The sequence below is a fragment of the Dehalococcoidia bacterium genome (assembly GCA_021295915.1).
Taxonomy (GTDB): domain Bacteria; phylum Chloroflexota; class Dehalococcoidia; order Lucifugimonadales; family UBA1123; genus VXRN01.
The window spans coordinates 16,078-38,927 of the sequence record JAGWBK010000005.1 but is presented as its reverse complement, the minus strand read 5'-3'; the positions used below and the strand labels follow the sequence as shown (position 1 = coordinate 38,927).

Sequence of the window (22,850 nt, the reverse complement as noted above, 5' to 3'; positions counted from 1 at the left end):
TTCGCAGAACCGTCTGAATCGACTTCGGATTCTAACCCATGAACTTCAGGGGCATCAGTACGGACTTCTGGTTCTTCACTGCGGAGTGGATTGTCTGATCGCTCACTCAAGGCACTTCGTCCTCTAGAGAATTAACGGAGTGGAATTGGCCGTCACTTCCGATAACGCTCAGAAAGACGGCATCGGAACCCTGATTATCATCAGGTCCGAAACTGAGCCTGAAACCATCGATGTCAATTTCATCAGACTCTTGAATGCCTGTAAAGAAGCAATCGTGGTCCACCTGCTCACCACAATTTCGTACGGCCTCTATGGCCAGCCGGCCTGCCAGGTATCCTTCGAGAGACACGAAGTCAGGCTGCGCGCTGGGATCGTATACAGACAGGGCCTCCAGGTATGCCGACACAACGGGATGTGACCTGTCCCGAGGGAAGGGGACAACCTGTGTAACGTACACGCCTTTCCCGAATGAACCCAGTTCCTGCGCAAGTGCGAGTCCTCCGGAGAAGGACAGTGTCATATAGATACTCTCCATACCGGTTCTCTTGGCCCACGAAATCATGTTAGCGATTGGTTCGTAGGCTCCGATGAGTATCACGGCCTCAGGCCTGCCCTCCCAGACATCCAGGAGAGCAGTCTTAACAGCCGTTGTGTTGCGCGGATAGACACCGGTGGAGACCAGGTCCATGTCTCTGCGGTCCAATGCGGCAATGACCCCTCTCAACCCTGCCCGACCAAAGGAGTCGTCCTGGTACATCAGGGCGATACGCCGGACGCCGAGATCCGTAGTGAGCCGTTCAACCATCTCTTCAGTTTCCTGAAAGTAACTGGCCCTCAGATTCACCACGGTGCGGAGCCTCGAGACATCTCGTAGAAAGTCCGCACCAGTAAACGGCGTCAAGTATGGGATGCCAGCCTCGTTGGCTATGGGAGCGGCAGAGCGCGAAGTAGGAGTCCCAACAGCGCCGATGAGTGCGAAGACCTGCTGTTCCTCGATCAGCGTGCTGGTGTTTGTGATTGCTATGCCAGGTTCATATGCATCGTCCATGGAGATCAGGGCAAATTGCCGGCCATTGACGCCACCATTCTGGTTAGCCTCGTAAAATGCAGCCTCAATTCCGATGCGCATGTTCACACCAAGGCCGCTGGCGGGACCGCTCAGTGCTGCAGACTGCCCAAACAGAATCTGGGTTGGAAAGACTCCAGGAGTCCCCAGTTCGACTTCATCCTCCGTGACTTCGGAGGCGACTACCGTCACTGTCGGCTCGTTGATATTGTCGTCCCAAGGGGCACTAATGAAGAGAATAACACCGGCGATAACCGCGCCCAGCAGGATTAACAGTCCCCCCAAGCCGAACAGTAGGATCCGGGATGTACGCCGGGGGATTGACGAGGTCATTCAGGACAAGTCGGGGTCTCGGTTCTGTACTTGACCACAGTGAGGCAGTTCTTGCCGTCAACTCTCTGATAGTCAGATTGGTCCATCAGTGTACGTACCAGGTAGACTCCCAGGCCACCAACGGGGCGGCAGTCCAGTGGCGCGTCAAGATCCGGCAAGGGGGTCTCGCTAAGCGGATCAAAAGGTCGTCCACTATCGATAGCCTCGATGGTAATCGCCTCTGCATCTGACGTCAGGTTGATTTCAAACTCGTGACTACCACTCTCGAACGCATAGTCGATGATGTTCAGGCCAATCTCTTCCAGAACCAAGTTGATCTTGAAGAGCAGGTCTTCCGGCCACTCATCCTGCGCAGCGAATTCCTCAACAGCAGTGACGATGCGTTCCAGCTCTTCTCGGTCGTTCTTGAGCTTGAGAGTTAGTTTAGCGACCAACGGTTAGCCTCTACATAGGGTCAGGCAGGTAACATCGTCCGATTGAGGTGTATCACCTGCAAATTCGTCGACAGCATCGAATATCAATTGCGTGATGGCGTGAGCCTCGCGAGGATACGATTCTGTAAAGATATCCTGCAGCCGCTCCACTCCGAACTCTTCCTCATTGGCATTCATTGCCTCAGTGACCCCGTCAGTGTAGAGAACGAGCGTCTCGCCCGGTTCCACAGTCACTGTTTTCTGCTGGTACTCATAGTCGGGGAGCAGACCGAGCGCAAGGCCCTCAGTCGACGGCAGCAGGGTGGAGGTATTGTCCTGGTGGATAATCAACGGCGGGTTATGACCACCGTTGGCGTACGTGAGTCGCCCGGTCTCAGGGTCGTAGACAGCATAGAGGAGGGTAACGAACATCGCAGCTTCATTGTCTTCGCAAAGAAGCTGGTTTACCGTATCCATGACGTCGCCAGGGTTAATTGCCCCAATCGCAGCGCCCTTCAGGAGCGTGCGGGTGGACATCATGAAAAGTGCTGCCGGCACGCCCTTGTCGGAAACATCGGCGATCGCCAGCCCTACGCGCCTGTCAGGGAGGCGCACGACATCGAAGAAGTCACCGCCAACATTTCGGGCACTCTTCATACTGCCGAACATCTGATAGTCGAGCTCCCTTGGGAGCTCAGTGGGCAGAATCGACTGCTGTATGTTGCTCGCGACGTCCAACTCGTTTTGAAGAGTTACCAACTTGTCGCGCGCCATCAGAGCTTCTTTCAGCTCTTCGACGTGAATAAGCGTACGGTCGATCGTGACCTGCAGGTCCTTGAAATCTATCGGTTTCGTGACGAAGTCGAACGCGCCCCTGTTCATGGCGGTCCGGATATTCTTCATATCCCCGTATGCGGAGATAATTACTGACCGGATATTAGGGTTGACGTCCGGTATCTGTTCGAGGAGAGTGAGTCCGTCCATTTGAGGCATATTGATGTCAGACAGGACCATATCGATCTCTTCGTCCTGGTCCAACCTCTGAAGGGCCTCCAGTCCGTTGCCGGCGAAGACAAACTCATAACGGCCCGCCCTGATGGCACGCCGCATACGCTGAAGGAGAAGAGGCTCCAGATCCGGCTCGTCGTCTACCACCAGGATCTTGTATTTCTTTTGCAGAGTCATCGTCATCTCACGATAGGGCGCCTGAAATCACCCCGGACTAGCCAGTTAAGTGTCCGTTAGGCCTGGAAACTGGCGATTGCATCCGGGCGTGATTCCCGGACGGGTATGATCTTGTCAAATCCGCTGATTTCAAACACTTCGCGAATTGCGTCTGAGAGAGAGCACACAGCCAGTTCGGCGTTCTGTCTCTTGAGGGCTCTGGCGGTAAGCAGGATAACGCGCAGACCGGCACTGGAGATGTATGTGATTTCCTCCAGATCCAGGATGACTGCGCGATCTGAAGGGTCAATCGCCTCAGTGAGTTCCCCCTGGAACTCCTGGGCATTTGCACCGTCCACACGGCCTTCTGCCACAGCGACCATTATTCCGTCATTGCGTTCAATGCTGAGCGCCATTATTTGTCTCTCCCCAGGTCATCAATATTGCGCAAGGCCGGCTGACCACAAGCGAGTTGCTCAAGGACAACACACAGAGAAAGCTAGGATGATGCTACACTCGGCACTTTTGTAAGTCAACGGTTTTTATACTAGGCTGGTTGGGTAACCCAAGAGCGAGTTGCGGCACCTTTCGCGAAGTCTTCTTGTATAATCGGCACATGCGCGGCTTTAATACATCGGGCAGGAGAATCACTTGCAGGAATTCGATAGAGAGCGAGACCTGGCTCAGCGGATAATTGATAACGTAGAGCGCGTCATTGTCGGCAAGAGCGAGGCGGTCGAACTCGGAGTTGTGGCACTAATGTGCCAGGGACACGCGCTTATCGAAGACGTTCCGGGAGTTGGCAAGACGATGCTGGCTCGCAGCGTCGCCCGTTCGGTGGGCTGCACGTTCAAGCGAATTCAGTTCACACCCGACCTGCTGCCGACAGACGTTACCGGAGTGTCCATATACAATCAGCAAAGCGGCGAGTTCGAGTTCCGCGCTGGTCCGATCATTTCTCAGCTCGTGCTCGCAGACGAGGTCAACAGGGCAACTCCCAAGACGCAGTCAGCGATGCTGGAAGCGATGGATGAGCGGCAGGTCACCGTTGAGGGGATCACACACAGGCTGCCTAGTCCATTCATGGTAATGGCGACTCAGAACCCGGTCGAATACGAAGGTACTTTCCCGCTTCCCGAGGCCCAGTTGGACCGTTTTCTGCTGATTATCCGCCTTGGCTATCCGACGATTGAGGAAGAGTTGGAGATCGTGGAAAGGCAGCAATCTGCACACCCGATCGATACCCTGAGATCGGTCGCAGATGCGGACGAGATCATAAACCTTCAGAGGAAGATTCGTGAGATTTACGTCGACGACCTCGTTAAGCAGTACATAGTCAACCTGGTTGAGGCGACCAGGACTCATCCAGATATCGCGCTGGGCGCATCGCCAAGGGCATCCTTGGCGCTATTCAGAGGCGGTCAGGCAGTCTCCCTCATACGTGGCAGAGACTACGTGCTTCCTGATGACGTGAAGGAGCTGGCGGCGCCAATGCTCAGTCATCGCATGATCGTTTCAGCAGGAGCCCGAATGAGGGGCGTCGGCAGCGAGGAGATCGTCGAGCAGATTCTCGAGCAGACGGCTGTTCCGGGCGGCGGGGCCCGGGTCGGCGCAGCAGGTTAGTTGGTCCACCGGTGAAGTTCTCCCTTCAGACACGACTGTTCCTCGTTCTTGGGTTGATAGTAGTCACCCTGTTTACCGGCCTGGCAACCGGATTCGGACTCTTCTACAGGCTGGTATACATTCTTGGCCTTACCGCGGTCCTGGCGTTTATATGGAACTGGTTGAGCGTGGTGGGACTGGAGGTCAGCGTCGACAGACGTACAAGGCGCGCCAGAGTAGGCGACGACATAGAGGAGCGGATTACCGTCCGCAACAGGAGCTCGTGGCCAAAGTCAACTCTCGAAGTCGAAGACGTAACCGACATGCCGGGCTATTCGAATGGACGAGTGCTGAGTCTTCCCACAAAGGGGTTCAGATCCTGGCGAACACTCGCCCCTGCCCGCAAGCGAGGGGTTTATAAGCTGGGCCCAGTCCGAGTTTCTAACAGCGATCCGTTTGGACTCTTCAGGCGTGCCAGGGACTTCGGCGGGCAGGACGATCTGGTTGTCTATCCCAGGGTCTACGATCTCGCGGACTTCGAAATGCCTCCAGGCTATCTGACAGGCGAGAGTTCGGCACGGCGCAGGTCTCACGATCTTACCCCTCATGCCGCCACCGTAAGGGAGTACTCGTTCGGTGACAGCCTCAGCAGAATCCACTGGCAGACCACCGCGCGAACTGGCCGGCTCATGTCCAAGGAGTTTGAACTCGGAATGGCCAGCGACGTGTGGATTCTCGTAGACCTGCATCGCGAAGTGCAGGCTGGCGACCTTGATGAGAGCACCGACGAATATGCAGTCTCAATCGCAGCCTCGATGGCGCAAAAGTATATTCAGTCGCAGCTTCCGGTAGGCCTGCTCGCTTATGGCGACGAACGTTATCTCATCCCGGCGGACACCGGGTCGGCGCAGTTCGAGCGGATCATGGAACACCTTGCCATGACCAAGGCTGAAGGCAATGTTTCTCTCGCGGAAGTGCTGTCCATTGAGGAGCAGCTCTGGGGAACTCACAGCCAGGTCATCATCTTGACGTCATCACATCGCGAAGACTGGACGATTGCCCTGAGGGAACTTGTCCGGCGACGTCTGAGAATAGCTGTCGTACTCATCGACGGGCAGTCATTTGGTGGGCTGTTCCAGACCAGGGAGGCAATCCCGGCGCTCTACGACTCTGGAATTGCGCCATTCCTGGTCAAGATGGGTGACAACATCCCCGTCGCCCTGTCTCACGCCTACACTGCAGACCGCATGGAAGAACTCACAGAGGCCGCAGATTGAGCACTCCCAGCATAGGTGCACTGCTGGGCAGAAGAGGCGTCCCAGAGGAACAGCGAGGACATCCTGCGCTGGTCTGGTTGTCTCGCTACTCGCCCAGCCAGGGATGGGCAACACTGGCCATCCTCATCCTCGCACTCCTCATTGTCGCCGATTCAATCAACTCGGCGGGATGGGTTGAGTCTGCGGGACTCACTGCGGTGTTGTTGTGGTCCGCTATCGTCGGTCTGGCACTGTCCAAGGTCAGACTTCCCTGGTTCATCCTCATTCCAGCGGGCCTGCTGATTGGCGTGCTGGCGATATTGTGGCAGGCTTCCCGCACGGTTGAGGGCGACTCTACTTTCGGCCGCTTCGTCGAGACCTTCCAGCGTCTGGACGTTTGGTGGGAAGCTGCGACGAGCGACGGAATTAGCACCGACCTGCTCCCATTCCTGATAATGCTCCTTGCTCTAGCCTGGATTGCTGGGTTCCTCAGCTCCTGGTTCATTTTCAGATGGAGCAACGTGTGGATAGCAGTAGTCCTCCTGGGAATAGCGATTCTCACCAACCTGAGCTTTCTCCCGGACACGTTCGCATCCCGTTTCTTTATATTTGCGTTCATCGCCATGGTGCTGGTCGTCAGGATGAGCATAATTCAGCGTCACGAGGTGTGGCGGAGACTGAATGTGCAGTTCACGCCAAGCGCCGGATGGCTGACTCTTCACGCAACGGTGTGGTTCAGCATCGCGGTCCTGATTCTGGCTGTCATCCTTCCCATGAACGCGTACACGAACAGTACGGCCGCACAGGTCTGGAACGTCGGACGTACTCCTATCGCGACCGCTGAGGACTTCTTCGCCAGGCTCTTCGCCGCGCTTCCCTCCAGGAAAGATCAGCCCGGCCGTCTGTTCGGCAGGTGGCTTCCCTTCATAGGAAAGATCTCGTTCGGTGGTGAAGCAGTCGGTTGGGCGACGACCGATTACCCCTCCTACTGGCTCTCACAGACGTACAACCAGTACACGTCGAAGGGGTGGGTGGCAACTGCCTCAGAACCACTCGAGATTGGGCCCGACACGCTGCCCCCGCCGCAAAGCGATACTCTGAAGCGGGTTCCAAGGTCACAAATCCTCCAACTCGGATTCTCAACAGACAAATTCCTGACGGGTGGGCCATACGACTGGGTAAGCCGGGAAGGAATTGCCGACTCTCTGGAGCCGATGAAGTTCTACGTCCACCTTGAGGACACCTCGCTGGATGAGACTATGCCATCTGACATCAGGGAACTGGCGGAGACGATGAGGCTCGAGTCGGTTGGCATGACGCCCGGAGGCATCCATAGTTTGGCCTCTCAGTTAGTCCCGGACGACCTTATATTCATCGAGGTACTCAGAGACGGCGCCGGAGACCCGGAGTGGGTTGTCTTCCAGCGAAAGGCGCCTACGACTCCTGACCTGGTTGCGTGGCACTTCAAGGAGAGTACTGAGGAGAACGAAGCGTACCGCATGACATCGCTTGTCTCGATAGCAAGCGATGACGATCTTCGAGGTGCAAGTACCGAGTACGGTAACTTCCTTACCGACCACTACCTGCAGCTTCCGGCATCGCTGCCAGACAGGGTAAGGGACCTCGCTGAACGCCTTACCTCCCAAGCCGACAATCCGCTGGACAAGTCACTAGCCATTCAGAGGTACATGCGTGGGCCTGAGTTCACCTACTCCCTGGACATCGAACCGCCGCCTATTGGCTCCGACGGCGTAGACTGGTTCCTGTTCGAGTCGAAGGTCGGATACTCAGACTACTTCAGTTCCTCAATGGCTGTGATGCTCCGATCGGTTGGGGTCCCAGCAAGAATTGCTGCAGGATACGCTCCAGGCGAGCTGAACGAAGACAGTCTGAGAGTAATCAGGGACTCCGACAGCCATGGCTGGGTCCAAGTGTACTTCCCAGGATACGGCTGGATCGATTTCGAGCCGACGCCGAACTGGCCAGCTCACGACAGGAGTCTCCGAGCGCCTCGATTCGCTACCGGATCGACGGACCCGATCGAGGATGATCCTGACTCGATGTTCGGTGATATGGAATCGGACCCGTTCGTAGAGGGGATATTTGACGACACCGACATTACTGTCAATCCAGGCAGCCAGATGTTGCAGCGTTACGGCGAATATGGTTTGTGGGCGCTGATCGCGATCGCGTCTGTGGCCGCCGCCTGGCTCCTTGGACACTTCGCGTGGAACTACGGGCTGGGATCGCTGGGACCTGAGGCCAGGCTGTACGCGAAGATGACCAGGCTCGGATGGCTTGGCGGAATCGGCAGGAAGGCGGACCAGACCCCCCTGGAGTATGCCGCCCACATGGGCAGGCTAGTCCCGAGCGTAAGTGACGGAGCGTCACTAATCGCATGGGCCTATGCGGCTGTTCGTTACGGCTCTGTCGACGAAGATGAGGAGAGGCAGGAAGCCGCAGAAGAGGCATGGAACTCGATAAAGTTAGGCCTGTTCCGTCGAGTCTTCGGACAGTTCGGCAGCAGTGCCCGCGCGCAACCGGAGACGGAATGAGCGACAGGTTCTACCACGTATTTCAGACCGATCAGGGCTGGGTTGGCCTTCTCGCATCGAGATCAGGCATTCGTCGCAGTACCCTGCCCTGCGAAACTCCGGACGAGAGCGTTGCCTCTCTGGGTCCTGAGATCGACGGTGCAAATCAAGCCAGAACGGAACTGGGCGATGTTCCGGACCTGTTGACAGCGTACCTGTCGGGAGAAGATGTCGACCTCTACAGCGTCAAGCTCGACATTGACGATGCGACGGAGTTCTACATCAATGCGTGGAACGCCTGCCGGTCTATTCCGAGGGGGGAGACACGTACTTATGGGTGGCTCGCCAGGCGCGCCGGTAATCCGAACGCCTCACGCGCGGCCGGCCAGACTATGGCGAGAAACAGGGTACCTCTGATCGTACCCTGCCACAGGGTTGTCGGAAGCGACGGCAGTCTGCGCGGCTTCGGAAGCGGCAGCGAAAGGCTTGACCTCAAGCGGTGGCTGCTGGACATGGAGAGCGGGTCACGTCGACTGCTCTAAGACGGGTTAGGTCACGTTAGAGCGGGCTGTAAGCTCACCGAACCGGAGTCGGCCAACACTTCCTCAAGGCGGTCTCTCAACTCATCACAGGCGTTGACCTGGATAGTAGTCCACTCCAACCTGTGGATCTGGCCCTGCGCAGCTATCTCGAGCATAACCTGGTCGGACCCCGAGTACTCCAGGAGCAATCTCTTCACGTCATCCAGCATCATCTGGTCATCGACGGGGCTATCTGTTTCCCTGATCATCAAACTGAGCTGGTTGGGCACGACAGGCCTTGAGTGGGCGAGGCTGGGAATCTCGCCGTTGACGTCGCCATTCTTGTCAGACGCACCATTAGCCGTGCCGTTGGCAGAAGTTTCGCTGTAGTCTCGTTTCTGTTCCAAGTCTTCGTCGTACCTCGCCGCGGAATCGCGCACCTCTGAGACCACCGCAGCGGGCGACTTGGTCACAGATGGCTCTTCTGATTGTTTTTCGGGTTCATCAGGACTGAACAGTCCGGCATTAGTGCAGCTGATGCTTATCTGGTCTTCCCTCACCCGCACCGTTCCGGCAACGGCCACGGTCTGCCCAACTTCCCAGAGACCCTCGGACTCCTGCATCTGCTCTTCCCAGACGAAGACTTCAATCTGCCCGTCCATCAGTCCAAGTCCGGCGATTATGAATGGTTTGTTGTTCCTCGTGAATCGCTGAGTAACAGAGGCGACCTGGCCGACTACCGATACCTTCTGACCTGCCAGATTCTGGTCGATGTCGCTCCTGAACACGATATGCTCCGAGTCCGCCATTGTAAGAATCGACGAGAGTACGCTGATGCTCGACAGTGACACTCCGATCAGTTCTCTCTCCCACTCCTCACGCTCCCGATCTGACGATCGAACGTCGGGTAGCGAGATAGTCGTGAGTGGCGCTGAGACCGACTCGCCAAACAGATCGAACATCGTAGACTGGTTGGAGTCCCTCAGTCTCGCTTCACTCTGAGCCAGTGAGATAATCCTGTCCATGGACTCGAGAACGGCGGCTCGGTCACCAAAGTCGTCCAAGGCTCCCACCTTGATGAGACACTCTAGTGTCTTACGGTTGACACCCGCCATCTCCTCGGACTCGCGACACATTTCTTCGATTGACTCGAAGCCGCCGAGACGCTCCCTGGACTCCACGACAGCGTCCACTGACGCGGTCCCCACGTTCTTGACGGCGCCCATTCCGTACCGGATGGCGATACTCCCATCCTGCTGACTCTCCAGCGTGAAGTCCGTGTAGCCCTTGGTGAAGCTGGGAGGCAGCACCTGTATCTTCAGGCGTTGGCATTCGGCTATTGCGGTAGTAATACGGTCGGTGTGTCCCACGTATGAGTTAAGCAGGGCGACCATGTACTCTGGCGTGTAGTTGGCCTTGAGATAGGCGGTCCAGTAGGAGATGAGTCCATAGCTGACAGAGTGGGCCTTGTTGAACGCATAACCAGCGAACGGCTCAACTAGTGAGAAGACCTGCTCGGAAAGCTGCGAGGTGAAACCCTGCCCTTTTGCACCTTCAAGGAACTTGTCCCTCTCCTCGGCCATAATCGCGGGGATCTTCTTCCCCATAGCTTTGCGGACGATGTCCGCTTCGCCGAGCGTGTAGCCGGCGAATGTCTGCGCAATGTGGAGCACCTGGTCCTGATAGACGATTACGCCGTACGTCTCTTCGAGAATGTCCTCGAGATCGGGGTGCAGGTACGACACCGGCACACGTCCGTGCTTAGCGTCGATGAAAGTCGAGATGTGCTCCATTGGGCCGGGACGATAGAGGGCTATCATCGCGGCAACATCGCTAAGGGTATTGGGCTTCAGTTCCTTGATGTAGCGGGTCATCCCGCTACCCTCAAGCTGGAACACGCCGACGGTCTCGCCCCGAGAGAGAAGGTCGAAAGCACTGGTGTCGTCGAGGGGGATCTCGGTCAGATCGAAGTGAATTCCCCTATGCTCTGAGATGAGATCCCGGGCCTTCGCAAGCACCGTCAGATTGACCAGTCCCAGGAAGTCCATCTTCAGCAGCCCGAGGGCCGCAACAGGGTCCATTGCGTACTGGGTCGTTGTTGCGACCGAACCGCTGCCGTCGGACTTCTGGGGTCGCTGGAGCGGCACGACTTCGTCCAGCGGCTGCTGCGAGATGACGACACCTGCAGCATGTGTGCTGGAATGGCGGGTTACGCCTTCGAGGCCTTCAGCAGTCTGGATAAGCTCGCGAATTGACTCGTCAGCCTCTATTGCCTCGCCCAGCTCTGATCCAGCTTCGGACTTTGCGTCCTTGAGTGTGATTCCAAGGCGCATCGGGATCATCCGGGCCACACGGTCCACGTCTGCGTACGGCATGGCGAGCGCACGCCCGACGTCGCGAATCGCTGCGCGAGCGCCAAGCGTGCCGAAAGTTATGATGTGGGCGACGTGCTCACGTCCATACTTGTCAACAACGTAGTTGATGACTTCCTCGCGGCGGTCGTCCTGGAAGTCCATGTCGATGTCAGGCATCTCCTTGCGTTCCAGGTTCAGGAAGCGCTCGAAGACCAGTCTGTAGGGCAACGGATTTACGTTAGTTACACCCAGGCAGTACAGGACGAGGCTGGCAGCCGCGCTGCCCCTCACGGCGAAGAATATATCGCGTTCGCGGACGAATCTGGCGATGTCCCAGACGACCAGGAAGTAGTTGTCGAAGTTGGTCTGCCTGATAACTTCGAGTTCGTACTTCAAACGCTCCTTTTCTGAATCACTGGCATTGGGCATGCGTTCGCTCAGGCCCTCCCAGCATATGTTGGACAGGTATTCGAAAGGAGTTGTGCCCTCAGGAACCTGGTACTGGGGCAGCCTGAGCTGGCTGAAGTCGATATCCAGGTCGCACTTGTCGGCAATTAGCTGGGTGTTCTCTATGGCTTCAGGAAGATCGTGGAACAGGTCTTCCATCTCCTGAGGACTCTTGAGGTAGTAGGACGCCTCCTCCATGCGAAGACGCTTGCTGTCTTCAACGTTAGTGTTTGTATGAATGCAGATCAGGATGTCCTGGAACCGGGCATGCTCCTGGAGAATGTAGTGTGAATCGTTCGTGGCGACGATAGGGATGCCAAGGTCCCGGTGAATGTCTAGCAGGCCACTGTTGATCGCCGGGAGCTCTGGCACGTCGCCATGACGCATGATCTCCAGGTAGTAGTCCCCGAAGACCTCTCGATACCAGGACGCAGTTGCGCGAGCCTCATCTAGTCGCCCCTGGGTGATCAGAAGCGGCACCTCGCCGCTTGCGCACCCGGACATCACGATCAGCCCCTCGTGGTAGCGTTCCAGGATCTCCCGGTCCACGCGTGGACGATAGTAGAAGCCCTCGAGGTGAGAAGTCGTGACTAGCTTGACCAGGTTCTGGTATCCCTTGTAGTCCCGCGCCAGTACAGTCATGTGGTATGGGCTGCGCTCGTCAGGGTTGCGCTCGTGCCGGCTGCCAGGAGCGACGTACATCTCGCAGCCAATGATCGGGCGAATGCCTTCAGACTTGGCAAGCTGATAGAAATCGATCGCTCCGTACATGCCGCCATGATCGGTGATGGCGAGGCTCTCCATGCCCAACTCTTTAGTGCGATGGACCAATGGTTCGAGACGGCTGAGTCCGTCGAGCAGGGAGTATTCAGTGTGCGTGTGGAGGTGGGTGAACATACGGGCGGACTCTCAATGGGTCAGCTAATATACCAGCCGGGACGGAGCCAAGATTGTCAGTCCGTCGAGCGGCATTGTAGCACCCAAGAGTCCCGGAATTCGTCACCTTACGGGGCTAAATTCGACCGATCAGAGACGTTTCGGTCGAATGTGAAGAGCCGGATTCCTAGCCCTGATCAAAGAGAGGAGCGACGCTGAAAATCACGTGGAACGGCATGCAGTAGATGATCACCGAACTGATGGTGTCAGGATCGACACTGGACGGGATTTCGTAGTTCTGATCGCCACGGTTCCCCTTGAGCTGTCCCAGTGTTGAGTAGCCGGCGTCCCTGAGCTCACCCTTAGTCATAGGGTCGGGATGAGTCGAGACCAACACGTGCAGATCAGGGCCATTGGTTACGGACAAGTCCTCGAACCTCAGCACTGCATCTCCACTTGGCAGCCGATACAGATTTACGTCGCCGCTGCCCTTGTGGAAGCTATCGGCATCTCTGAACTTACCCGAGGCCAGGACCCGCGCCTCGGTCATCGTGTCCGGCATAGGCTCGGCGGCTTCCATGTTTATCTTGGCCATGCCCTCCATGATGTCCTCTGCCTCTTCCTGGGAGACACCTTCAGGCATATCGGCGGTAGCCGAGAGAGGGAACTCCTCGTTGACAGTGGTGTTCAGGAAGAGCGGAGAAAGGAGCCACCACGCAAAGGCAAGTACCGGAATTGCCACGACCACCAAGATGATGAGAACCGATTTCCTGGTTAGAAGGCTCACGATATACCTCCGATTCCCATTGGGAGACTTAAATCAGGCGGCCCATGGTGGGTAGAGGTCCCACAAGGGGCTTCAGGTAGTTGATAAAGTCCTGGGTCACGAACCCCTCGTCCCTCGAAAGGAATGAATCAGGCATGGGCCTGACCAAGCCTCCGACCTGTTCGAGTAGCGCAACACCTGTAAAACAATTGTAACCGTGGGTTTCGTCACGTTCCAGAGTGATCATGACCCCGCGGTTGCCATTGAGTGCAGCAGTGACTGCAGCCCTTCCCGCCATCTCGGCCTCCTGCAAGTCAGGTTCGGAAGCCGCCTCGATGAACGAACGCTGTATCGTGCCCGGCTTCTCGTATCGCGCCCTCACGCCAAGGGTACGGCTGGCGAGTCCGGCCAGGTATCTCGCAGGACCGTCATAGTACTGGTGGCCGAAGTCATCCGTGAACCAGGGCTCGTCCTGTCCTCCGATTGGATTGCCGCCGGGAGTTCTCGTATTCTCCGAGATGACAGCTACGCAGAAGCCATGCTTCGCGTATGCGTGTTCGACGCGGGAGATGAAATCGTCCTCAGTTTGCGGGACCTCCGGTACACAGATGACGTGCGGCGCATCACGCTCATCGCGTTTTGCCAGAGCAGACGCGGCAGCAAGCCAGCCGGCGTCGCGGCCCATGACCTCCATGATCGTGATCGGGGATGCACCCTGCATGGCCTCGGCGTCGCGGCCTGATCCCATCACGGCAAGCGCGATGAACCTGGCGGCACTGCCGTAGCCGGGGCAGTGGTCAGTAAGTACAAGGTCGTTGTCGATGGTCTTGGGCACGTTCACGACGCAGAGGTCGTATCCACGCTCGCCGGACAGTGTCTGAAGGGTATGTCCCGTTTCAGCCGAGTCGTTGCCACCGATGATGAACCAGAAGCCGATGTCGACCCTGTCCATGAAGTCGAAGACGGAATCTACATCTTCGTCACGCAGCTTGCGGCGGGTTGAGCCGATGGCTGCACCAGGCGCGTTTGCCACAGTCGCCCACTGAGACTCGGACACCGACGAAAGGTTGACGCTCCTGCCTTCCAGGAGACCCTCGAAGCCATGGGGAACGCCGTATAGGGTGCCCTCGCCAGTTCGGGTAAATTCCGACGCGAGGCCGTACAGGCTCCTGTTGAGGACGTTCGTGCAGCCGCCGGACTGCATTACTAGGGCGTTCCGGCGACGGGATGCCATGAGTCGTAGGGTCGACGAGACGGACGCGCTGCTACGTGCCCATCTTGGCAGCGAGGTCGTTGAAGTCGGTCGCCACTACGTCGATCCAGTCCTCAGAGGAGGTATCGATTTCACGCCGTGGCCCGTGCTCCCCAGGACGCGGGATGAACGCAGTCTTGAGTCCCTGCGCGCGTGCAGCTTTGAGGTCACCCTTGTGTGCAGCGGACATCATCACCTGCGAGGGCTCCAGTCCGAGAATATCGGCGGCCATCAGGTACGCCTCAGGATCGGGCTTGTAGTGCTTGGCAAGTTCCGCAGACAGAATGCAGTCCCACGGCAGACCTGCGTGCTTGGCCATGTTGGTCAGGAGGGCGACATTGCCGTTTGAAAGCGTGCCGATAACGTATTTGGTCTTCAGGCGGGTCAATCCGGCGGCGGAGTCGGGCCAGCCGTCGAGCCGGTGCCACGCCTTGTTGAAGTCGACCTTTTCCTTTTCGGTCAGGCCCTCGATACCGAACTTCTCCAGGAGTTCATCAAGCACCATACGGTGAAGATCATCGATCCTGGTCCACGGGAGTTCTCCGGTACGCACCAGGTTCATCGAAGGGCCGTAGCCGCCTCGCCATGCGTCCGCGAACTCCTCCCAGTCCACGTTAGTGACCCCCTTGCGCTTTCCAAGCTTCTCACCCTCACGGGTGATGCTGGAGCGCCAGTCGACTACGGTGCCAAAGACGTCGAACACCAGGGCTTTGACTTCTTCTTGGAGCATGTTGGGGCCTCACGTTGACTTGTAAGCGGAACGTGCGTGAATCTTACGTTTGGCCATATGGGGTGTCAATGTCTCCTTTGCCCTAACGGCAGGGTCTGTGGTTGACACAGACGATGCAGGGTGCGAGATTATCCGAACAGTCAGAAACCACAACAAAGGGGGCAACCGTGTCCACACTTGCCGAGATATTGAATGGCCATCCGGATGGCAGCAATGCAGTAGTAGTGCCGGACGGGCCGACTGCAAGTTACGCAGATCTCACGGACGAGGTCGAGCGCACGGCAGAGACGCTTGCAGCAGCGGGAGTCGGGAGAGGCAGAGCGGTCTCGATCGTTCTACCGAATGGCCTGGACTTCCTCGTCACGTTCATGGCGGTTGCACGCGCCGGTGCGATCGCTGCGCCCCTGAACTCCGCGTACACCGTGGACGAATTCAGGTTCTTTATGCGATTCTGCCGCCCGGCGCCCACGCCGGACGAGAGGCAGCCGAGGGTCTGGGAATCCCGACCATGGACGCTTCCCTGGACCCCAGCGGTCGAACTGTACTAGAACGGGACGGACAGGCGCTGACTGCACGTGTTGACGTGGCGGGCCCATCTCCCGACGACGTTGCACTGTTCCTGCACACGTCAGGTACCACGAGCAGGCCCAAGGGAGTTCCGCTGACCCACGGCAACCTGTTCGCATCCCTTAAGAACATTGGGGACACTTACGAGCTCACGCCGGACGACATATCCATGATTGTCATGCCGCTGTTCCACGTGCATGGCCTGATAGGTGCCGCACTGTCCACGCTGCGAACGGGCGGAAGCATTGTCGTACCAGACAAGTTCAGCGCCAGCAGGTTCTGGGACCAGCAGCGGTCGACCGGCGCTACATGGTATTCGGCTGTTCCGACCATCCACCAGATACTGCTTATGCGAGCGGACGACGACGAGGCCCCGCGCGAGAGCTTCAGATTCATCCGGTCCTGCTCGGCGGCTCTGGCTCCGTCGGTGTTCCACGATCTTGAACAGCGTTTCGGGGCGCCCGTTCTGGAGGCATATGGTATGACCGAAGCATCGCACCAGATGGCTTCGAACCCGCTCCCTCCGGGAGATAGGGCGCCCGGCACTGTTGGCAGTGGCACTGGGGTGGATATTGGAATCATGGACGACGAGGGCGGACTTCTCTCGGTAGGCAGCATGGGTGAGGTCGTTATCAGAGGGCCCAACGTAACTCTCGGGTACCACAACAACCCGACGGCAAATGCCGAGTCTTTCACCAACGGATGGTTCCGGACCGGCGACCAGGGAATACTAGATTCCAGCGGCGTCCTGACCCTCACGGGCAGGATCAAAGAGCTAATCAACCGCGCTGGCGAGAAGATCTCGCCTCTGGAGGTAGACGCAATACTGTTGCAGCATCCCACGGTAGCCGAGGCAGTATGCTTCGGCGTACCCGACGTCAAGTACGGGGAGGCAGTCCAGGCCGCAGTCGTGTTGACCGGTTCCACCTCTGAGGATGACATCCTCAGGTTCTGCGGCGACCACCTCGCGGACTTCAAGGTGCCTGACAAGGTGTATCTGGTCGAGTCCCTGCCCCGGACTGCTACGGGCAAGATTCAGAGGCGTAACGTAGCGGCGCAGTTCGCCGGTACGGAGTAACTGGAAGAGGGTCAACTGCTTGGCGCGGTTTGCGAACCGCGTGGTAGTGGGGATATAGCTCAATTGGGAGAGCGCGGCGTTCGCAATGCCGAGGTTGGGGGTTCGAGCCCCCCTATCTCCACCACCCCCTCACTTAATCACTGCCAGGTAGACAGCCCCCACCGAAGTTCATGAGCTAGTCTGTCAACGCTTCTGATTCTCTCGCCACGCGGCATTCTATCCACTAATTGTCAACGTCCGTGGGGACTTTAGAGACTGATCGGGCCCCTGCCCTACTGTTTGACACCGGAGCGCGCTGATATAATCGCGCTCACCGTCTGGAATTCTGAATGTTCCCTAAAAAGCTTCAATTCGCTCAGCGCGCCATCGAGCTTCCCCACCTGGCAGCATTCAGGTATCGGGACTACCGGTACACGTGGCTGGCCAACATGTGCTCCGGCGCGGCCATGTGGACCTTCATTGTCGCAATCACTTGGCTCATTCTCGAAAAGTCGGGTAAGTCAGGCGACGTTGGGATCCTGACTTTCGCGTCGATGCTGCCTTTCCTGGTAGTTTCGCCGATTGCAGGTCTCATAGCCGACCGTCTTGACCGGCGCTCCATAGTGAGGTTCACATTCCTCGCAAGCGCCGTTGTAACTGCACTGGTCGCTGTGCTCGCCTACACCGATGCGTTTGAATCGATGGTGCATGGACTGATTTCGCCGGTGATGTCACTCGACGCGGTCGAGCTTATGCTCCTGGGCATCCTGACCTTTGCCTCAGGCACCATGCGATCCACACAGGAACCGGCGATTGCATCGTTAATTCCGAACCAGGTACCGCAGAGAGACCTGCTCAACGCGATTACGCTTAACGCGGCAACACGACATGGCGCGCGATTCTTCGGCCTACTTGTCGCGTCTCCGCTGCTGGCAATAGATGTCATAGGCGCCCCGGGAGTGCTCATATTGAGCACACTGTTCCAACTTGCCGGAACTGTTTTGATTTCAATGGCGAAAACTCGCTCTACCGGCGAGTCCGCACCACAGCACGGTCTTTTCCGAAGCATGATCGATGGGCTTGTGTACATCTACACGGACCGGATGATATCGATTTTCATCCTGCTCGTGGCATTCCACTGTGCGCTCGTAATGTCGTACGACTCGGTCATGCCCGTCTTTACCAGGAACGCGTTAGGGGCCGTGGACGGCTCGATACTCGGGTACATGGTGATGGGATTCGGCATCGGGTCGCTGATCGTTACGGTGCTCATGGCAGGCGTGAGGACTGAACGAAACAAGGGCCGGTGGCTGTTATGGACCGGAATCGTCAGCGGGGTAATTCCGATCCTGCTGGCGTTCAGTCCCAGCACCATTCCTGCAATAGTAGTCGCTACGGTAATGGGCGGAGCCCAGTCTGCATTCATGGCGTTGACGACTACTTATGTGCAGACACTCGCGCCAGACAGACTTAGAGGTCGCATATCGAGCCTGTACATCCTCCATGCGGGGGGGATCATGGCATTCGCCAACTTGGGGTACGGGTTCATCGCGGACCTCTACTCGTCCCCTCCCATACTCTACGCGACAGGCGCGATATTCCTGGTGTTCATCTTCAGCGCCAACGCGAGCCTGCCTGACCTGAGGCGGGTCTACAGAACGGGGCAGGCGGTCGCGGCTTAACCGACAGTAAGCAAAGAGGAGTAGCATGTCGATCCGCAAGGCAGTAATACCGGTAGCAGGGTTCGGGACCAGGTTCTTGCCCGCGACCAAGGCAGTCCCCAAGAACGTTCTCCCGGTGTTCGACAAGCCGTCCATACACTTCTGCATCGAGGAAGCCGCCGGGGCGGGTATCGAGGAGATCATCCTGGTCGTATCTCGCAAGCAGGAGGCTATCCCCAGGTACTTTGAGGAGTGGCCTGAGCTTGAGGCCGCGCTGTCGGGGCGAGGCAACACGAAGGTGCTGGATGAGATCAAGAACATCTCGTCGCTCGCGAAGATCACCTGCGTCACGCAGACCGAGCAGAAGGGGCTCGGTCACGCCGTGTTGATGACGCGAGACGCCGTTGGTAACGAGCCGTTCGCAGTATTTCTGCCTGACGATATTATCTGGGCTGATCGTCCGACGATTGGCGAGATGATCGATCTGAGGGACTCCACAGGATCATTTGTGATCGCCGTGAAACGCGTGCCAGACGAGGCAATTCCGAACCTCGGAATCGTGTCGCCCGAGGGAGAATCGGAGACCAACCACAAGGTGGCCGGGATGGTGGAGAAGCCTCCGCTGGAGGAGGCGCCGTCAAACCTTGCGATTATTGGCCGGTACGTGTTGGGACCCGAGATATTCGATACGCTGGAGAATGTCACGCCGGGCGCGCTCAATGAGATCCAGCTTACGGACGCGATCGCGGCGCACATGGACAGCCCCGGCGTGTACGGGCACGAATTCAGCGGGGAGCACTTCGACGTCGGCACTCCGCTCGGAATGCTGAAGGCGTCGGTTGCCGCCGGACTGCGACGGGACGATGTAGCAGGAGAACTGCGCGAGTGGCTAACAGACGCGCTCGAACCGGGATTAGAGGGAGGCTGCTGATGGACAAGGCGCTGAACGGGGTACGGGTGATCGATCTAACGCAGTTCGAGGCTGGAACGTCGTGCACTCAGATGCTGGCATGGCTCGGAGCCGATGTCATCAAGGTCGAGGAGCCCACACGCGGCGACCCTGGTAGGAACGTAATGGGCTCGAATGGCGCTGGCCACGACTCCTCATACTTCATGAACCTGAACTCCAACAAGAGGAGCGTGACGCTCAACCTGAAGACCGAAGAGGGTCGCAACATCCTGTTCGAGCTGGTCAAGCAGGGCGACATAGTCGCGGAGAACATGGCTCCTGGCGCGATAGAGCGGCTCGGCATCGGCTGGGACAGGCTCAAAGAGGTCAACCCGCGCATCATCCTGGCTCGCATCAAGGGGTTCGGCACCTACGGCCCATACAGCGAGTACAAGAGCTTCGATCCCGTTGCGCAGGCAGCAGGTGGTGCGGTTGCGGCCACAGGATCGCCAGAAACTCCTCCGGTCAGGCCCGGTATCACCATTGGAGACACCGGAACGGGCATGCATGCCGTGATCGGTATCCTTGCTGCGCTATGGCAGCGACAGGCAACGGGCAAGGGCCAGCAGGTTGAGGTGTCCATGCAGGACGCCGTGGTGAACATCGCTCGAATTTGGATGAACTCTTACGCCGATACAGGCGAGTCGCCTCCCCGACGAGGCGGTTCGCGTTGGGTCGGCAGGCCAGGTTCCGGGCTGTTCAAATGCGCCCCAGGTGGTCCGGACGACTACGTGTTCATGACTGCCAACGTACGTCGCCTGAGGATGTGGCACGCGCTCCTGACAACCATCGGCAGGGAAGACCTGATCGAAGACCCGATCTATTCGGACCCGACCAACCATCCCGAGGCGGCCGAGGAGATCAACGACAACATCGAGTCCTGGACTATGCAGCACACGAAGCAGGAGGCAATGAGCATCCTGGGCGAGGCCGGGGTGCCGTGCAGCGCATGCTTCAACGCCGACGACATCTACAACGACCCGCACCTCAAGGAGCGCGGGATGATCGTCAGCTACGACCACCCGGAACGTGGCCAGTTCACCATGCCCGGCTGCCCGGTGCAGTTGGAGGACTCGCCGGTTGAGGTTACAGCTCCCCCACTGCTGGGTCAGCATACGGAGAGCGTCCTCGGCGAACTGCTTGGTTTCACAGGGGCAGAGACATCGCGCCTGCGCGAGGCGAGCGTGCTGTAGGTTCTGCCCACTTGGCTAGTCGCCCGCCGAAATGCTCTCGTCGAGGACTTCCAGCAGATCCTTTGCCTGCTTGGCGTTGCCCCCATCGAGAGAACCTATGCCCTCTTCGAACATCTGTAGGCAGAACGGGCAGGATACGCCGACTGTTTCAGCTTCGGTCTCGAAGAACTGCTCCGTTCGCGCGTGGTTGACGCGCTGACCCCTCGATTCTTCGATCCACATGTGACCGCCGCCCGCGCCGCAGCAGAAGCCCTTCTCGCGGCAGCGCGTCATCTCGACAAGCTCAAGGCCTGGGATGGCTGAGGCGATCTCCCTGGGCGCATCGTAAATCCCGTTGTGACGGCCGAGGTAGCAGGAGTCGTGGTAGGCAATTGTCTCGTTGATCTCGGCGACGGGCCTGATACGTCCATCCTGAATTAGTCCATTCACGAACTCGGTGTAGTGGATGACGTCGAAGTCGCCACCGAGGTGCGGGTACTCGTTCTTGATGGTGTTGAAGCAGTGCGGGCAGATCGACACCACGGTCTTGACGTTGTATGACTTCATCGTCTCGATGTTCTGCTGTGCGAGCACCTGGTACAGATACTCGTTGCCCATGCGACGCGCAGGATCGCCAGTGCAGGTCTCCTCGTCGCCGAGGATCGCGAAGTCCACTCCGGCACGCTTGAGAATCGATGCCATTGCTCTTGCGATGCTCTGGCTGCGCTGCTCCAGCGCTGCAGTGCATCCCACCCAGAACAGGACATCGGCGTCTGGGTTGTCCGCCAGTGTTGGGACATCCAGGCCCTCAGCCCAGTCGGTGCGCGCGTACGTAGTACCGCGCCACGGGTGTCCGCGCTGCTCCATGCTCAGGAGCGCGCCCATCGCAGTCTCAGGCATCGACGCCTGCTCCAGGACGAGGAAGCGGCGCATGTCGACGATCGAGTCGACGTGTTCGACACCCACGGGGCACTCCTGGATGCACGCGCCGCAGGTCAGGCAGTCCCACAACGCCTCTTCCTCAATCCAGTTGCCGATCAGGGGCTTGGAATCCTGATTGTCCTCTCCAGACGCGACTCCGGAGCCGAACTCGATGACGTGCTCCTTCATGTTCTCGACGATGTGCATGGGTGACAGGATCTTGCCCGTGAGATTGGCCGGGCAGCTGTCGGTGCATCGTCCGCAAACGGCACACGCGTAGCCGTCCAGAATCTCCTTCCAGGTGAAGTCCTGGATACGGCTGGCCCCGAGGGCCTCTTCGTTGTCGAGCGCCGCCTCCAGGTCAGGAGTCGGGAGCGTGCCACGCTCCTCCAGCTTGCGGGAGAAGAAGCTGATTGGAGCAGCCACAAGGTGCATGTGCTTGGACAGAGGGATGTACAGGGAGAATCCAAGAATGATTCCAAGATGGAGCCACCAGAAGACGCCGTGGAGACCGTTGGCGAGGTCACCGTCTATGCCGGCGTTGGCGAAGGCCTCGCCGAGCGGACGCCCGATCAGAGCGTCGGCGTGAGGTCCTGTACCGCCTGCGGCCACGAAGAACGCCTCGGTCAGCAACGTGAATAACATGAGCGACGCGATCAGGAGCAGGATGATCGCCGATTCGAGCTTCTGAGTTAGATCGAAGCTAAGCCTGTTGGGCTTGACGGCCCACCTGCGGACGGCGGCCCAGACTAGGACCACGAAGAACACGAGCGCCAGGATGTCCAGGTACGCCGTGAAAATGCGAACGCCGGTATCTGTCAGAATAGTCGCGGAAAAGTCGTGCCAGATCACGTCGCCGAAGATGTACAGGATGTAGCTGGTCGTAAACGACAGGAATCCCCAGAAGATGATGAAGTGTGCCAGGCCCGCGCGGTCTCGGAGCGAGACGCTCTGGAGCACCTTGCGCTGCCCAAATATGTATGGGAGAGCGCCAACCAGGCGGCGCACTGGCTGATCGAATCTGCCCGGGTCCTTGCCCAGCAGGATCAGCCTGAAGACACGCTGATAGAGAACGAATCCAGCCGCCGCGAAGATGCCCAAGGCAAGGACGTAGACGGCGATCCACGTCGGGATGACACCAAAGACGCTATCTGGTGGGACCATTCATTCACTCCTATAGATGCGCGTAATCAGGCGGGGTGTCAAAGC

The 22,850-nt window shown here is 58.1% G+C and carries 15 protein-coding genes, 1 tRNA gene and 2 pseudogenes; 9 read left to right on the top strand and 9 right to left on the bottom strand.

Annotation, left to right across the window (positions count from 1 at the left end):
* Positions 1–106: 106 nt before the first annotated feature.
* The 4 genes from J4G14_02690 to J4G14_02675 are packed head-to-tail and all read right to left on the bottom strand — an operon-like array spanning position 107 to position 3,392.
* Positions 107–1,351 (bottom strand): ABC transporter substrate-binding protein, encoded by a 1,245-nt coding sequence (locus J4G14_02690; GenBank protein MCE2456707.1) that lies wholly within the window; start codon positions 1,349–1,351, stop codon positions 107–109.
* 44 nt (positions 1,352–1,395) lie between these two features.
* Positions 1,396–1,833, bottom strand: a complete 438-nt coding sequence (locus tag J4G14_02685) for an ATP-binding protein (protein ID MCE2456706.1) — start codon at positions 1,831–1,833, stop codon at positions 1,396–1,398.
* Positions 1,834–1,836: 3 nt separating this feature from the next.
* A complete protein-coding gene (locus J4G14_02680) occupies positions 1,837–2,997 on the bottom strand; it encodes a SpoIIE family protein phosphatase (protein MCE2456705.1) in 1,161 nt (386 codons plus the stop codon).
* 56 nt (positions 2,998–3,053) lie between these two features.
* Entirely contained in the window at positions 3,054–3,392 is a 339-nt protein-coding gene (locus J4G14_02675) for an STAS domain-containing protein (protein ID MCE2456704.1), read from the bottom strand.
* A gap of 256 nt (positions 3,393–3,648) precedes the next feature.
* On the opposite strand from J4G14_02675, the pseudogene J4G14_02670 reads away from it, so the two are divergent.
* The 4 genes and pseudogenes from J4G14_02670 to J4G14_02655 all read left to right on the top strand — a co-directional run bounded on the left by J4G14_02670 (position 3,649) and on the right by J4G14_02655 (position 8,910).
* Positions 3,649–4,599 (top strand): annotated as a pseudogene (locus J4G14_02670) (MoxR family ATPase).
* An 11-nt stretch (positions 4,600–4,610) separates the two neighbouring features.
* A complete protein-coding gene (locus J4G14_02665) occupies positions 4,611–5,855 on the top strand; it encodes a DUF58 domain-containing protein (protein ID MCE2456703.1) in 1,245 nt (414 codons plus the stop codon).
* Positions 5,852–8,389 (top strand): transglutaminase domain-containing protein, encoded by a 2,538-nt coding sequence (locus tag J4G14_02660; protein ID MCE2456702.1) that lies wholly within the window; start codon positions 5,852–5,854, stop codon positions 8,387–8,389. The genes J4G14_02665 and J4G14_02660 overlap by 4 nt, the downstream gene beginning before the upstream one ends.
* Positions 8,386–8,910, top strand: coding sequence for a methylated-DNA--[protein]-cysteine S-methyltransferase (locus J4G14_02655; protein ID MCE2456701.1), 525 nt, complete (start codon positions 8,386–8,388; stop codon positions 8,908–8,910). The genes J4G14_02660 and J4G14_02655 overlap by 4 nt, the downstream gene beginning before the upstream one ends.
* Positions 8,911–8,921: 11 nt before the next feature.
* Here J4G14_02655 and dnaE read toward each other — a convergent pair whose 3' ends face one another.
* The 4 genes from dnaE to J4G14_02635 all read right to left on the bottom strand — a co-directional run bounded on the left by dnaE (position 8,922) and on the right by J4G14_02635 (position 15,314).
* Complete coding sequence (dnaE, locus tag J4G14_02650; protein ID MCE2456700.1) at positions 8,922–12,587, bottom strand: DNA polymerase III subunit alpha; 3,666 nt, start codon at positions 12,585–12,587, stop codon at positions 8,922–8,924.
* Between the two features lie 166 nt (positions 12,588–12,753).
* The gene (locus J4G14_02645) at positions 12,754–13,353 is read right to left on the bottom strand and encodes a DM13 domain-containing protein (protein MCE2456699.1); all 600 of its coding nucleotides are present in this window, start codon (positions 13,351–13,353) and stop codon (positions 12,754–12,756) included.
* A 28-nt stretch (positions 13,354–13,381) separates the two neighbouring features.
* Complete coding sequence (locus J4G14_02640) at positions 13,382–14,536, bottom strand: diphosphate--fructose-6-phosphate 1-phosphotransferase (protein MCE2456698.1); 1,155 nt, start codon at positions 14,534–14,536, stop codon at positions 13,382–13,384.
* Positions 14,537–14,597: 61 nt separating this feature from the next.
* On the bottom strand, positions 14,598–15,314 hold the full coding sequence (locus J4G14_02635; GenBank protein ID MCE2456697.1) for a haloacid dehalogenase type II: 717 nt from the start codon (positions 15,312–15,314) through the stop codon (positions 14,598–14,600).
* A 113-nt stretch (positions 15,315–15,427) separates the two neighbouring features.
* Here J4G14_02635 and J4G14_02630 point away from each other — a divergent pair.
* The 5 genes and pseudogenes from J4G14_02630 (at position 15,428) to J4G14_02610 (ending at position 20,741) form a co-directional block, all read left to right on the top strand.
* Positions 15,428–16,959 (top strand): annotated as a pseudogene (locus tag J4G14_02630) (AMP-binding protein).
* 48 nt (positions 16,960–17,007) lie between these two features.
* A tRNA-Ala gene (locus J4G14_02625) sits at positions 17,008–17,083 on the top strand.
* A 205-nt stretch (positions 17,084–17,288) separates the two neighbouring features.
* The gene (locus J4G14_02620) at positions 17,289–18,620 is read left to right on the top strand and encodes an MFS transporter (protein ID MCE2456696.1); all 1,332 of its coding nucleotides are present in this window, start codon (positions 17,289–17,291) and stop codon (positions 18,618–18,620) included.
* A 25-nt stretch (positions 18,621–18,645) separates the two neighbouring features.
* Positions 18,646–19,530: a UTP--glucose-1-phosphate uridylyltransferase gene (locus tag J4G14_02615; GenBank protein ID MCE2456695.1), complete on the top strand. Its 885-nt coding sequence runs from the start codon at positions 18,646–18,648 to the stop codon at positions 19,528–19,530.
* Entirely contained in the window at positions 19,485–20,741 is a 1,257-nt protein-coding gene (locus J4G14_02610) for a CoA transferase (GenBank protein ID MCE2456694.1), read from the top strand. Before J4G14_02615 ends, J4G14_02610 begins: the two co-directional genes overlap by 46 nt.
* Before the next feature lie 15 nt (positions 20,742–20,756).
* Here the strand turns inward: J4G14_02610 and J4G14_02605 are convergent, their stop codons facing one another.
* Positions 20,757–22,805, bottom strand: a complete 2,049-nt coding sequence (locus tag J4G14_02605; GenBank protein MCE2456693.1) for a (Fe-S)-binding protein — start codon at positions 22,803–22,805, stop codon at positions 20,757–20,759.
* Positions 22,806–22,850: the final 45 nt, after the last annotated feature.

Bases quoted from the DNA above. Each gene is read 5' to 3' on its own strand.
- J4G14_02675 (MCE2456704.1), bottom strand. From the start codon at position 3,392: ATGGCGCTCAGCATTGAACGCAATGACGGAATAATGGTCGCTGTGGCA.
- dnaE (MCE2456700.1), bottom strand. From the start codon at position 12,587: ATGTTCACCCACCTCCACACGCACACTGAATACTCCCTGCTCGACGGA.
- J4G14_02620 (MCE2456696.1), top strand. From the start codon at position 17,289: ATGTTCCCTAAAAAGCTTCAATTCGCTCAGCGCGCCATCGAGCTTCCC.
- J4G14_02605 (MCE2456693.1), bottom strand. From the start codon at position 22,805: ATGGTCCCACCAGATAGCGTCTTTGGTGTCATCCCGACGTGGATCGCC.
- J4G14_02615 (MCE2456695.1), top strand. From the start codon at position 18,646: ATGTCGATCCGCAAGGCAGTAATACCGGTAGCAGGGTTCGGGACCAGG.
- J4G14_02680 (MCE2456705.1), bottom strand. From the start codon at position 2,997: ATGACTCTGCAAAAGAAATACAAGATCCTGGTGGTAGACGACGAGCCG.
- J4G14_02640 (MCE2456698.1), bottom strand. From the start codon at position 14,536: ATGCAGTCCGGCGGCTGCACGAACGTCCTCAACAGGAGCCTGTACGGC.
- J4G14_02635 (MCE2456697.1), bottom strand. From the start codon at position 15,314: ATGCTCCAAGAAGAAGTCAAAGCCCTGGTGTTCGACGTCTTTGGCACC.
- J4G14_02655 (MCE2456701.1), top strand. From the start codon at position 8,386: ATGAGCGACAGGTTCTACCACGTATTTCAGACCGATCAGGGCTGGGTT.